Here is a 12,304-nt window from a genome sequence, read left to right on the forward strand (position 1 = left end):
CACGGGGGAAACATGACGACCGATCAGATCATCCTTTTCAGCCTGTTCGGGCTGGTATTCGGGCTTCTGCTATGGGGGCGCTACCGCTATGATCTCGTGGCCTTTGCGGCGTTGATGGCCGGTGTCGTTCTGGAAGTGGTGCCGACCAAGGACGCGTTTTCCGGCTTTGGCCACCCTGCCACGATCGTGGTGGCGCTGGTGCTGGTCGTGTCGGCCGGGCTGGTGCGATCGGGGGCCGTATTCCTGATCACCCGCACCCTGGTGGACAGCAGCCGCGCCCTGGGCAGCCATATCGCGCTGATGGGCGCGATCGGCGGTGTCCTGTCGGCCTTCATGAACAACGTGGCGGCACTGGCGCTGCTGATGCCGGTCGATGTGCAGACCGCGCGCAAGGCCAAGCGCCCGCCGGGGCTCAGCCTGATGCCGCTTTCCTTCGCCACGATCCTGGGTGGCATGGCGACGCTGATCGGGACACCGCCGAACATCATCATCGCGTCGTTTCGCGAAGATGCCCTGGGGGCTCCGTTCAGGATGTTCGATTTCGCCCCGGTGGGTGGTCTGACGGCGGTGGCCGGGTTGATTTTTGTGGCGCTCATCGGCTGGCGCCTGATCCCGAAACGCGAGGACGTGGCCATCGACGCCGCCGAGCTGGCCCAGTACATTGCCGAGCTGACCGTGCCCGACGGATCGGATCATATCGGCAAGAGATTGGGTGAGCTGGACGAGACAGCGCAGAATACGGATGTTGCAATTCTCGGGCTGATCCGTGACGGCAATCGGCGCTATGGCACCTCTCGAAACACGCCGCTGCGGGCCGGCGATACGCTTGTGCTCGAGGCCGCGCCGGACGCGCTGGACGAGTTTCGTGCCGCCCTGTCGCTAGCCTTTTCCGACAAGGATCGCGAGGAAAAGCTCAAGGCCGAGGGCGAGGGGCTTGATATCATCGAAATCGTTGTTCCGAATGAGGCCCGCGTCGCCGGCAAGACCGTGCTGTCCATCGGCCTGAACTGGCGGCATCGCGCGGTGCTGATGGGCATATCACGCCAGGGCCGGAAGATTACCGATCAGGTGCGCAAGACGATCATTCGACCCGGTGACATCCTGTTGCTGCTGGTGCCCAAGGATACCGGCAGCGTCGTGACGGACTGGCTGGGATGCCTGCCGCTGGCGGACAGGGGGCTGGCCGTGACGCAGGACAGCAAGACCTGGCTGGCGATCGGCCTCTTTGGCGCCGCGGTTCTGGCCGCCAGCGTGGGGTTATTGTACCTGCCCATTGCGCTTGGCCTGGTGGTTGTGGCGTATGTGCTGACGCGGATCGTCCCGCTGGGCGAGCTTTACACGCATATCAACTGGCCGGTCGTGGTGCTGTTGGGGTCAATGATCCCGCTGGGTGCCGCGCTGGAAAACTCGGGCGGGACGGAACTGATTGCCAACAGCCTGATCAGCCTGACCGGCAACCTGCCACCCTGGGCCATTCTGACCGTGCTGATGATCGTCACGATGAGCCTGTCTGACGTGCTCAACAACACTGCCACCACCATCGTTGCTGCCCCTGTCGGCATCCAGATGGCGCAAGCGCTGGGCGTCTCGCCCGATCCGTTCCTGATGGCGGTCGCGGTGGCGGCCTCCTCGGCGTTCCTGACCCCCATCGGCCATAAGAACAACACGCTGATCCTTGGCCCCGGCGGGTACAGCTTTGGCGATTACTGGCGTATGGGTCTGCCGCTCGAGGTGCTGGTCGTGGCCGTTTCGATCCCCGCCATCCTGCTATTCTGGCCGCTTTGATCGACGCCCACGAGATCAGAAATCAAGGTTTTCGACACTCAGCGCGTTTTGCTGGATAAACTCGCGCCTCGGCTCCACCACGTCACCCATCAGCTTGGTGAACAGGTCGTCCGCTTCGGCCATGTCATCGATCCGCACCTGCAACAGCGTGCGTGCCTCGGGGTCCAGCGTGGTTTCCCAAAGCTGGTCGGGGTTCATCTCGCCCAGACCCTTGTAGCGTTGCAAGGTCAGGCCCTTTTCGCCTTCTTTCAGGATTGCGTCCAACAGGTCCAGCGGCCCGTGGATCAACTGCGAGCGGTCTTTGCGCACCAGTGACGCGGGCAGGCCGTACACCTCTCGGACCGAGGCGGAGATCTGCCCCAGCTTGCGCGCCTCGCCGGACCGCAGCACCGCGCCGTCCAGTGTCCGTACCTCTTCGACGCCGCGCAGGCTGCGGCTCAGCCGGACACCCTTGTCCTGCGTCGGGCGGCCCTGCCAGCCGCGTTCATATTCCAGCGCGATCTGGTCCAGCCGGCGGGCGATGTCATCGGCCACGCCCTGCAAGTTGGCATCCACCTTGCCGGAAACAAACGCCTCGGCAATCGCGGCCTGTTCCAGGATGTGGCGCGGGTAATGGGTGGGGAAGGCTTCGAGGATCCGCTTGACCTGCCGCGCCTCTTCGACGACGCGCACCAGATCCTGGCCGACGATTTCCTCACCCGACCCCAGGCGCAGCACCGCGTCCTCGGTGCCTTGCGCGATAAGGTAGTCCTCCAGCGCGGGCTGGTCCTTGAGGTAGACCTCGGACTTGCCGCGCATGACCTTGAACAGTGGCGGCTGCGCAATATAGAGATACCCGCCGTCGATCAGCTCGGGCATCTGCCGGTAGAAAAACGTCAGCAGTAGCGTCCGGATATGCGCGCCGTCCACGTCAGCATCGGTCATGATCACGATCTTGTGGTAACGCAGTTTCGAGATATCGAATTCATCGCGGCCGATCCCGGTACCTAGCGCCATCACAAGGTTGCCGATCTCCTGGCTTGACAGCATCCGGTCGAACCGCGCGCGTTCCACGTTCAGGATTTTCCCACGCAGCGGCAGCACCGCCTGGGTGCCCCGGTCACGCCCGGTCTGGGCAGAGCCGCCGGCGCTGTCCCCCTCGACCAGGAACAATTCGGTCTTGGACGGGTCTTTTTCCGAGCAATCCTTGAGCTTGCCGGCCAGGTAGTTCACATCCATTGCCGTCTTGCGGCGGGTCAGTTCGCGGGCCTTTCGCGCGGCCTCGCGGGCCAGGGCGGCCTCGATGATCTTGCCGACGATCAGCTTGGCCTCGTTCGGGTTTTCCTCGAACCACTCGGCCAGTTTTTCGTTCATCAGCCCTTCGACCGCCGGGCGCACCTCGGAACTGACCAGCTTGTCTTTGGTCTGCGAGCTGAATTTCGGGTCCGGCACCTTGACCGACAGCACACAGGTCAGCCCCTCACGGGCATCATCACCGGTAAAGCTGACCTTTTCCTTCTTGGCGATGCCACTGGTCTGGGCATAGCTGTTGATGGTTCGGGTCAGGGCACCGCGGAAACCGGCCATATGGGTGCCGCCATCGCGCTGCGGAATGTTGTTGGTAAAGGGCAGAACGGTTTCGTGATAGCTGTCATTCCACCACATCGCCACTTCGACACCAATATCGTCACGCTCGCCGGTGATGAAGATCGGCTCGGGCATCATCGGCGATTTGTGGCGGTCGAGATACTTGACGAATTCCTTGACGCCACCTTCGTAATGCAGCTCGGTCTCCAACGCCTCGGCGGGGCGTTCATCGCGCAGGATGATGCGCACGCCGGAATTCAGGAAAGCCAGCTCGCGCAGGCGTTTTTCCAGCGTCTCGTAGCTGTAATCGAGATTGGAAAACGTGTTGGTCGAGGCCAGGAAACGCACCTCGGTGCCCTTTCGGCCCTCTGCGTCGCCGACGATCTTCAGATGCTCGACCGTATCGCCGCCCTCGAAGCGCGCGACATGCTCCTTGTCGTTGCGCCAGATGCGCAGTTCAAGCCAATCCGACAGCGCGTTCACCACCGACACGCCAACCCCGTGCAGGCCGCCAGAGACCTTGTAGGAGTTGCTGTCGAATTTCCCGCCCGCGTGCAGTTGGGTCATGATGACCTCGGCCGCCGAAACGCCCTCTTCCTCGTGGGTTTCCACCGGAATGCCGCGGCCGTTATCGCTAACGGATACGCTGGAATCGGCGTGAATTGTTACAGTCACACGGTCGGCATGACCGGCCAGGGCCTCGTCGATCCCGTTATCGACAACCTCATAGACCATGTGGTGCAGGCCCGAGCCGTCATCGGTGTCGCCGATATACATGCCGGGTCGCTTGCGGACAGCCTCTAAGCCTTTGAGAACCTTGATGGAATCAGCGCCATATTCCTCGGGCGCCGCGGCGGGTTCAGCCATGTAAGTTTTCCTTGGTCGTTTTGCGATTTTATACGATTTTCCGCAGGGATTGTCACGCGCCCGCCACAATATTTTGTGGTTTTGGTATCGAAGAGAACAATGCCTAAATCGCTGCCTATCGACCTTGTTCCTGTAGCGAATCTACGGGGTCCGCGCAGCCTAAACACGTTCTGCGGCCAATGAGATCAGCAGGTTCGCCGGACCGAAGACACGCCGCCTGTCTCTGTCACCTCGACATGCTGCGCGCGTTCGCCAAGTTCTTCAAAAAGTTCCGCACCTGTTCCCGTCATCCAAGCCTGGGCGCCAAGCCCGCATATCTCGTCATAGAGCGCGGCGCGGCGGGTGGCGTCGAGATGGGCGGCAACCTCATCGAGCAGCAAGAGCGGCGGCGAACCGAAATCGTCCGTCAGCGCGCGGGCATTGGCAAGAATCAGCGACACCAGCAACGCCTTCTGCTCGCCGGTGGAACAGTCGCGCGCGGGCACGCCCTTGGCGGCATAGACCCCGTAGAGATCGGCGCGGTGCGGCCCGACCAGCGTGCGCCCCGCCGCCAGATCGCGAAACCGGCTTTCGCTGAGCGCATCGCGCAGGTCGGATTCCGTCACCGGCATTTCGCCCTCGGTCTGGGTCAGCTCCAGCTCGGCCGTGGGAAAGGCCGTCCTGGCCTGTGCCTGCGCCTCGGCGATCTGCGCCAGCGCGGCCAGGCGGTGCTGATGAATCTCCACCCCGGCCTCGGCCATCTGCCGTTCGACCGCGACATACCAATGCCCGTCGCGCACCTGGTCCTTGAGCAGTCGATTGCGCTCGCGCATGGCCTTTTCATAGGTCAGCGATACCTCGGCATGGTCGGGAAAGAAACTGAGCGTCATGCGATCCAGAAACCGCCTGCGCCCCTCGGCCCCTTCGATCCAGAGCCGGTCCATCGCCGGAATGAGCCAGAGCACCCGTGCGATCCGGCCAAGCGCGGTTTGCGCGGCGGTCTTGCCATCAATGCGGGTCTGCCGTGCGGCGCCGTCCTCGGACCAGATCTCGACCTCGTGGACCTGATGCAGCGAATGCAGGATACCGGTCAGCTTCCAGCCCAGCGTCTCGGGGCGGCGGGTCATGTCCAGCGCCGAGGCGCGGCGCAGGCCCCGGCCCGGGGACATCAGCGAAACCGCTTCGAGGATATTGGTTTTGCCCGCCCCGTTGGGGCCATAGATCGCGACAGGCCGCGGATCCAGATCCAGCTTCGCCGCCTTGTGCGAGCGAAAATGCGAAAGCGTCAAAGAAGACAGATGCAGCCCCATGAAACCGGAGTAGCCCGAGAGCGCGAGGCTGACCAGAGGCAATGGGGTGGAGAAAGAGAAATGCAAGGCTGGCGCCAATAGCCGCTTCGCGCACGGGTGCGGATTTTCGCACCCTGTCCCGGCGCGCAATCAGGGCTGCGGGCCGCCTTGTCGCATATGCCCGCCCTTGTTGCGCCGCGCCAAACGCGGCGCCTTAGACGGCGCGTTCCACCATCATCTTCTTGATTTCCGCAATCGCCTTGGCGGGGTTCAGGCCCTTGGGGCAGGTCTTGGTGCAGTTCATGATCGTGTGGCAGCGGTAGAGCTTGAACGGGTCTTCCAGATCGTCCAGACGCTCTCCGGTCGCCTCGTCGCGACTGTCGATGATCCAGCGATAGGCATGCAAGAGCGCGGCGGGCCCGAGATACTTGTCGCCGTTCCACCAGTAGCTGGGGCAGGAGGTCGAGCAGGAGGCGCACATCACGCATTCGTAAAGCCCATCGAGCTTCTCGCGGTCCTCGATCGACTGTTTCCACTCTTTCGCGGGGCGGTTTGTCTTGGTTTCCAGCCACGGCATGATGCTGGCGTGCTGGGCGTAGAAATGCGTCAGATCCGGGATCAGGTCCTTGACCACGGGCATGTGCGGCAGCGGATAGATCTTCACGTCGCCCTCGATCTCGTCCATGCCATAGATACAGGCCAGCGTGTTGATGCCGTCGATATTCATCGCACAGGATCCGCAGATCCCCTCGCGGCAGGAGCGGCGGAAGGTCAGCGTGGGGTCGATCTCGTTCTTGATCTTGATCAGCGCGTCCAGAACCATCGGGCCGCAGCTGTCCATGTCGACAAAATACGTGTCCACGCTGGGGTTCTTTCCGTCATCGGGATTCCAGCGGTAGATCTGGAACTTGCGGACATTGCTGGCGCCTTCAGGCTTGGGCCAGGTTTTGCCCGTCGTGATGCGCGAGTTCTTGGGGAGTGTCAGTTGGACCATTTCAGACTCCTGTCACCTTCAACACTATCAATGTTACCAGCTGCATCGTCATCTCAAAACGTCCTTTCCTTGGGCGCGATTTTCTTGAGGCTGATGCCGCCTTCTTTCTCGGTGGTGAGCGGATCCTCGATGATCGGGCGGTATTCCAGCTTTACCTTCCTGCCATCGACCCGGGCGATGGTGTGGACACGCCAGTTTTCATCGTCGCGCTTGGTGTGGTCCTCGTGCGCATGGGCGCCGCGGCTTTCGTGGCGGGCCTCCGCCCCCACGATGGTCGCCAGCGCGTTGGGCATCAGGTTCGTGAGCTCCAGCGTCTCCATCAGGTCGGAGTTCCACACAAGGCTGCGGTCGGTGACCTTGATGTCATCCAGCTTGGCAGCGATGGCATCCATCTTCTTCACGCCCTCTGCCAGCGTCTTGGAGGTTCGGAACACCGCCGCGTCTTCCTGCATGGTGCGCTGCATTTCCAGACGCAGATCGGCTGTGGGCGTGGCGCCACCCGCGTTGCGCAGCCCGTCGAAACGGTCGAAGACCTTGTCGACCTGATCCGCATTCGTCGCGGGAATTGCGCCGTCGCGGTCCACGACCTTGCCTGCGCGGATCGCGGCGGCGCGGCCAAAGACCACGAGGTCGATGAGTGAATTCGAGCCCAGCCGGTTGGCGCCGTGCACCGAAGCACACCCGGCCTCGCCCACGGCCATCAGGCCGGGGACAATCGCGTGGGGGTCTTTCTTGGTCGGGTTCACCACCTCGCCCCAATAGTTCGTCGGGATGCCACCCATGTTGTAATGCACCGTGGGCAGAACCGGGATCGGTTCCTTGGTCACGTCCACACCGGCGAAGATGCGGGCCGATTCCGAGATGCCGGGCAGGCGCAGGTTCAGCGCTTCGGCAGGCAGGTGCGACAGGTTCAGGTGGATGTGATCGCCCTGATCGCCCACACCGCGGCCTTCGCGGATTTCCATCGTCATCGAACGGCTGACATAGTCGCGCGGGGCAAGATCCTTGTATTGCGGCGCGTAGCGCTCCATGAAGCGTTCGCCCTCGGAATTGGTCAGGTACCCGCCCTCGCCGCGCGCGCCCTCGGTGATCAGGCAACCCGAGCCGTAGATGCCGGTGGGGTGGAACTGCACGAATTCCATGTCCTGCAGGGGCAGGCCCGCGCGGGCCACCATGCCGCCGCCATCGCCGGTGCAGGTATGGGCCGAGGTGGCGCTGAAATAGGCCCGGCCGTAACCGCCGGTGGCCAGCACGACCATCTTGGCGTTAAAGACGTGCATGGTGCCGTCGTCGAGCTTCCAGCACACCACGCCGGTGCAGGCGCCGTCGGTCATGATCAGGTCGATGGCGAAATACTCGATGTAGAACTCGGCATTGTTCTTGAGCGACTGGCCATAGAGCGTGTGCAGGATGGCGTGACCGGTGCGGTCGGCGGCGGCGCAGGTGCGCTGCACGGCGGGGCCTTCGCCGAATTCGGTCGTGTGCCCGCCAAACGGGCGCTGATAGATCTTGCCCTCTTCGGTGCGGCTGAACGGCACGCCGTAATGCTCCAGCTCGTAAACCGCCTTTGGTGCCTCGCGCGCGAGGTATTCCATCGCGTCGGTATCGCCCAGCCAGTCCGAACCCTTGACGGTATCGTACATGTGCCATTGCCAGTGATCGGGGCCCATGTTGGAAAGCGATGCGGCAATCCCGCCCTGCGCCGCCACGGTGTGCGAACGGGTCGGGAAGACCTTGGTCACGCAGGCGGTGCGCAGCCCCTGTTCGGCCATGCCCAGGGTGGCGCGCAGGCCGGCACCGCCGGCCCCGACAACCACCACGTCATAATCATGTGTCTCGTAGTCATAAGCAGCCATGTAGGGGAACTCCGCTTAGAGGGCGATCTTGGCGATGGCGAAAAGGCCCGTCGCCATGGCGCCATAGGAAAGGCAGGTCAGCAGGATGATGGTGATCTTCTGTGCGGTGCCGTGCACGTAATCTTCGATCAGCACCTGCGCGCCATCGCGGAAATGCTTGAAGCCGACGATGATCGTCAGCGCCGCGACGATGGCCGGGAAGGGGCGGGCGAAATATTCGAGCACTTCGGCATGGGTCTTGCCGATCGCCGGGCCAACGGTAAAGACAAAGAGCGGTACAAGGATCAGAAGCGCCACGCTGGACATCTTCATCGCCCAGAAGTGATGTACACCGGATTTGGCGGATCCCATGCCCACGGCGCGTTTGCGGTCAGTCAGAAAACTCATGATGCGGCCCCCTCAGACGACGATGATCGTAAAGATCGTCAGGCAGGTCGAGACGATGATGACCAGCCAGCCCAGCACCTCTGCCTTGTCGATCTCAAGCATCATGGCATTGTCCCAGATCAGATGCCGGACCCCGGCCAGCGTGTGATACCAGAGCGCCCAGACCGACAGGCACATGACCAGGTCGCCAAACCAGCTGGTGATGACCGCATCCGCAACGGCATAATATTCCGGTGACGAGGCGGCAGCCAGGAACCACCAGACGATAAGCAGCGCCGCCAGCAACAAGGCATTGCCGGTGATCCGTGTCAGGATCGAGGTGATCGAGGTCAGCTGTGGCCGGTAAATTGTCAGGTGTGGCGAAAGCGGGCGGTTGCCCCGGTTCACATCAGCCAATGTATCGCTCCTATTTCAGTCGCTAGCTGCGAATTGCCGCTGGCATCCAGACGCTGCCGCAGCAGCATCCCATAAATCGCCATTCTAACGTGCCTGACGCGGTTTCCCAGCGGAAAATCCCAAGTGTATCTGGCAAATTGCCGCGAATTTCCAGATTTGTGATCACGAAATAATTGCTGTGATCACAACGCGCCATCCTGACTGACGCAACCAGCTCGCCGGCAAATCCAGCCGCGGCCAATCCCGAAGTGGCGACCCCTGAGGGAGAAAACGAAAACGGGTCGAGCACACCAGCGCGCCCCGCCGGAGCCTTTCCTGATCGTCCGTTGTATCACCCGGCGCTCGGATAAGGCGCGGCTTCAGCCCTTTTCCAGCGAAACCTTGGTCTCGTCGCGCAGCGTTGTCAGCTCGTCGATTGCCTCATCGAGCTGCGTACGTTGCTCGGCCAGTTCCTTGAGCTGCCGGTCGGCCAGTTCGATCCAGCTCTGCATCTGCGCCTCGGTGCCTTCATGCTCGTAGATCAGCAGCCATTGTCGGATTTCCTCGAGCGCGAAACCGAACTTCCGCCCGCGCAGGATCAGCGTCATCCGGGCGCATTCACGCGGGCTGTAGAAGCGGGACCGTCCCTGGCGTTCGGGCTGAAGCAGTTCGATATATTCGTAATACCGCAAGGTTCGCGGCGTCACGTCGAATTTGGCGCACATTTCCTTGAAGGAAAGTTTTGTGTCGGACATCTTTTCTCGCTCTCCCTGACTCAAGGGTAAATTCAACTGCGTTTAGGTGCAACAGGTGCCCTTGCGGCGGCCGCGATTTACGGCTCATAAAGGGCCGGGTTGCAATAGGAGCGCCGGATGAGCGTCGACAAGGTGAAATTGGCCAAGCAGTTCATGCAGTCAGTGCCCCATGCGCAGGCGCTGGGCATGGAGCTGACCGAAATCGGAGACGGGCGGGCGGAGTTCGCCATGGATTACGATGAGCGGTTCATCGGCGATCCTGAAACGCGGGTCATTCACGGTGGGGCGGTCTCGGCGTTGATGGACACCTGCTGCGGCGCGGCGGCGATCAGCCATCCGGCGAATTCCGGCGGCACCGCGACCATCGACCTGAGGATCGACTACATGCGCCCCGCCACGCCCGGACAGCGGATCAGGGCGCAGGCGGAATGCTATCACATTACCCGGTCGGTGGCCTTTGTCCGCGCCCGCGCGATGGATGACGATGACACGCTGCCCGTTGCCACCGCGACGGGAACCTTCACCGTGGAGGGTAAGTGATGGCGCGGCCCAAGCCGGAACCCGTACAGGTGGTCAAACAGCGGCGCGATGCGGCGCTGAAGGCGCTGGTCGATGGCGTTCCCTATATCCGCTTCCTGGGGATCGAATTCGATCGGCGCGGGGACGAACTGACCGCGGTGATGCCGTTTGACGACAAGCTGATCGGCAACCCGCTGCTGCCCGCGCTGCATGGCGGGGCGACGGCAGCCTTCCTTGAGGTGACCGCGATCATCGGCCTCAGCTGGTCAATGCTGTGGGAAGAGATCGAAAGCGGCGCGCTTGACGCAGAAGACCTGGTAAGCGGACGGATGCCGCGCCTGCCGAAGACCATCGGATTCACCGTGGACTACCTGCGTTCAGGCCTGCCGCGCGATGCCTATGCGCGGGCCAAGGTCGTCCGCTCGGGCCGCCGCTATGCCAGCGTGCATGTCGAGGGGTGGCAGGACAATCGCGACCGGGCCTTCGTGCAGGCGACCGGACATTTCGTGATGCCGCGCCGTCATGGCTGACACGGCCGGCACCGTCACGCATCGCAGGGTTCTGAACATCGCGCTGCCCATCGTGCTGGCCAACGCGACAGTGCCCATACTGGGGGCGGTGGATACCGGCGTTGTCGGACAGCTGGGGCAGGCGGCGCCGATCGGCGCCGTGGGCATCGGCGCAATCATCCTGACAGCGATCTATTGGATGTTCGGCTTTCTGCGGATGGGCACGACCGGGCTGACCAGCCAGGCCAAGGGCGCGGCCCAGCCGGGCGAGGTGTCGGCCATGCTGACCCGCGCCCTGATGATCGGCCTTGCCGGCGGTATTGCGATCATCGCGTTGCAGGTGCCGCTCTTCTGGGCCGCATTCCAGGTCTCTCCCGCCAGCGCCGAGGTCGAGGCGCTGGCGCGCGATTACATGCAGATCCGCGTGTTCAGTGCACCCGCCATCATCGCGCTTTACGGCGTTACCGGCTGGCTGATTGCGCTGGAGCGCACGCGCGCGGTTCTGGCGATCCAGTTGCTGATGAACGGCCTCAACATCGCGCTGGACCTGTGGTTTGTGCTCGGCCTCGACTGGGGAGTCGAGGGCGTGGCCTGGGCGACGTTCATCGCCGAATGGTCCGGCCTGGTGCTTGGGCTGTGGCTGTGTCGCGATGTATTGCACAACCCGGCCTGGCGGGATTGGGCACGGATCTTCGATGCGGACCGGTTGCGCCTGATCTTCTCGGTCAATTCCGATATCCTGCTGCGCTCGCTGATGCTCGAGGCGATCTTTGTCTCGTTTCTGTTCCTGGGGGCTGATTTCGGGGATGTCACGCTGGCGGCCAATCAGGTGCTATTGCAGTTCCTGCACATAACCGCCTATGCGCTGGATGGGTTTGCCTTTGCCGCCGAAGCGCTGGTGGGGCAGGCGATGGGCGCGCGGGACCGCGCCGGCCTGAGGCGGGGCGCGATTGTCACCAGCCAGTGGGGGTTGGTGATCATTCTGCTGCTATCCGCTGCATTCGCAACATGCGGCGGGGCGATTATCGACCTGATGGCCAAGGTGCCCGAAGTGCAGGCCGAAGCACGTGTCTTTCTGATCTACATGGTGCTGACACCGCTGGTTGGCCTGGCTGCCTGGATGCTGGACGGTATTTTCATCGGGGCGACACGCACGCGTGACATGCGCAACATGATGGTGATCAGCCTGATCGCCTATGCCGCGGCAGCGGCGCTGCTGGTGCCGTTTATTGGCAATCACGGGCTATGGCTGGCACTGCTGGTCAGCTTCCTGGCGCGCGGCGTCACCTTGGGCCTGCGGTACCCGGCGCTCGAGGCCGCCGTGATACGCTGAAACCTCCGGGGTTTGGGGCAGCGCCCCAAGGCCTGCGCGGCCTGAGCGCAAATCGTATCTGGGTGAGCGTAGCGAACTCCTTTTGGAAGC

11 protein-coding genes are annotated in these 12,304 nt (G+C 62.8%); 4 read left to right on the forward strand and 7 right to left on the reverse strand.

Annotation, left to right across the window (positions count from 1 at the left end):
- Positions 1 to 12: 12 nt before the first annotated feature.
- Positions 13 to 1,785: an SLC13 family permease gene (locus AAFO92_RS01180; RefSeq protein WP_347532634.1), complete on the forward strand. Its 1,773-nt coding sequence runs from the start codon at positions 13 to 15 to the stop codon at positions 1,783 to 1,785.
- Positions 1,786 to 1,800: 15 nt separating this feature from the next.
- Here AAFO92_RS01180 and gyrB read toward each other — a convergent pair whose 3' ends face one another.
- The 7 genes from gyrB to AAFO92_RS01215 all read right to left on the reverse strand — a co-directional run bounded on the left by gyrB (position 1,801) and on the right by AAFO92_RS01215 (position 9,853).
- The gene (gene gyrB / locus AAFO92_RS01185) at positions 1,801 to 4,218 is read right to left on the reverse strand and encodes a DNA topoisomerase (ATP-hydrolyzing) subunit B (protein ID WP_347532636.1); all 2,418 of its coding nucleotides are present in this window, start codon (positions 4,216 to 4,218) and stop codon (positions 1,801 to 1,803) included.
- Positions 4,219 to 4,403: 185 nt separating this feature from the next.
- Positions 4,404 to 5,507 carry a DNA replication/repair protein RecF gene (recF, locus tag AAFO92_RS01190; protein ID WP_347533345.1) on the reverse strand — a complete coding sequence of 368 codons (1,104 nt, stop codon included), beginning with the start codon at positions 5,505 to 5,507 and terminating at the stop codon, positions 4,404 to 4,406.
- A 193-nt stretch (positions 5,508 to 5,700) separates the two neighbouring features.
- Positions 5,701 to 6,480 carry a succinate dehydrogenase iron-sulfur subunit gene (locus AAFO92_RS01195; RefSeq protein ID WP_347532637.1) on the reverse strand — a complete coding sequence of 260 codons (780 nt, stop codon included), beginning with the start codon at positions 6,478 to 6,480 and terminating at the stop codon, positions 5,701 to 5,703.
- A gap of 53 nt (positions 6,481 to 6,533) precedes the next feature.
- On the reverse strand, positions 6,534 to 8,336 hold the full coding sequence (sdhA, locus tag AAFO92_RS01200; RefSeq protein ID WP_347532640.1) for a succinate dehydrogenase flavoprotein subunit: 1,803 nt from the start codon (positions 8,334 to 8,336) through the stop codon (positions 6,534 to 6,536).
- Positions 8,337 to 8,351: 15 nt separating this feature from the next.
- Entirely contained in the window at positions 8,352 to 8,723 is a 372-nt protein-coding gene (sdhD, locus tag AAFO92_RS01205; protein WP_347532641.1) for a succinate dehydrogenase, hydrophobic membrane anchor protein, read from the reverse strand.
- 12 nt (positions 8,724 to 8,735) lie between these two features.
- Positions 8,736 to 9,119 carry a succinate dehydrogenase, cytochrome b556 subunit gene (gene sdhC / locus AAFO92_RS01210; protein ID WP_347532643.1) on the reverse strand — a complete coding sequence of 128 codons (384 nt, stop codon included), beginning with the start codon at positions 9,117 to 9,119 and terminating at the stop codon, positions 8,736 to 8,738.
- Positions 9,120 to 9,478: 359 nt separating this feature from the next.
- Positions 9,479 to 9,853: a MerR family DNA-binding transcriptional regulator gene (locus AAFO92_RS01215; protein WP_347532645.1), complete on the reverse strand. Its 375-nt coding sequence runs from the start codon at positions 9,851 to 9,853 to the stop codon at positions 9,479 to 9,481.
- A 117-nt stretch (positions 9,854 to 9,970) separates the two neighbouring features.
- Here AAFO92_RS01215 and AAFO92_RS01220 point away from each other — a divergent pair, with 117 nt between their 5' ends.
- The 3 genes from AAFO92_RS01220 to AAFO92_RS01230 are packed head-to-tail and all read left to right on the forward strand — an operon-like array spanning position 9,971 to position 12,214.
- Positions 9,971 to 10,393, forward strand: a complete 423-nt coding sequence (locus AAFO92_RS01220) for a PaaI family thioesterase (protein ID WP_347532647.1) — start codon at positions 9,971 to 9,973, stop codon at positions 10,391 to 10,393.
- Positions 10,393 to 10,902: a PaaI family thioesterase gene (locus AAFO92_RS01225; protein ID WP_347532648.1), complete on the forward strand. Its 510-nt coding sequence runs from the start codon at positions 10,393 to 10,395 to the stop codon at positions 10,900 to 10,902. The genes AAFO92_RS01220 and AAFO92_RS01225 overlap by 1 nt, the downstream gene beginning before the upstream one ends.
- Entirely contained in the window at positions 10,895 to 12,214 is a 1,320-nt protein-coding gene (locus AAFO92_RS01230; protein ID WP_347532649.1) for an MATE family efflux transporter, read from the forward strand. Before AAFO92_RS01225 ends, AAFO92_RS01230 begins: the two co-directional genes overlap by 8 nt.
- Positions 12,215 to 12,304: the final 90 nt, after the last annotated feature.

It is taken from the genome of Roseovarius sp. CAU 1744, from assembly GCF_039839345.1.
Taxonomy (GTDB): Bacteria; Pseudomonadota; Alphaproteobacteria; order Rhodobacterales; family Rhodobacteraceae; genus Roseovarius.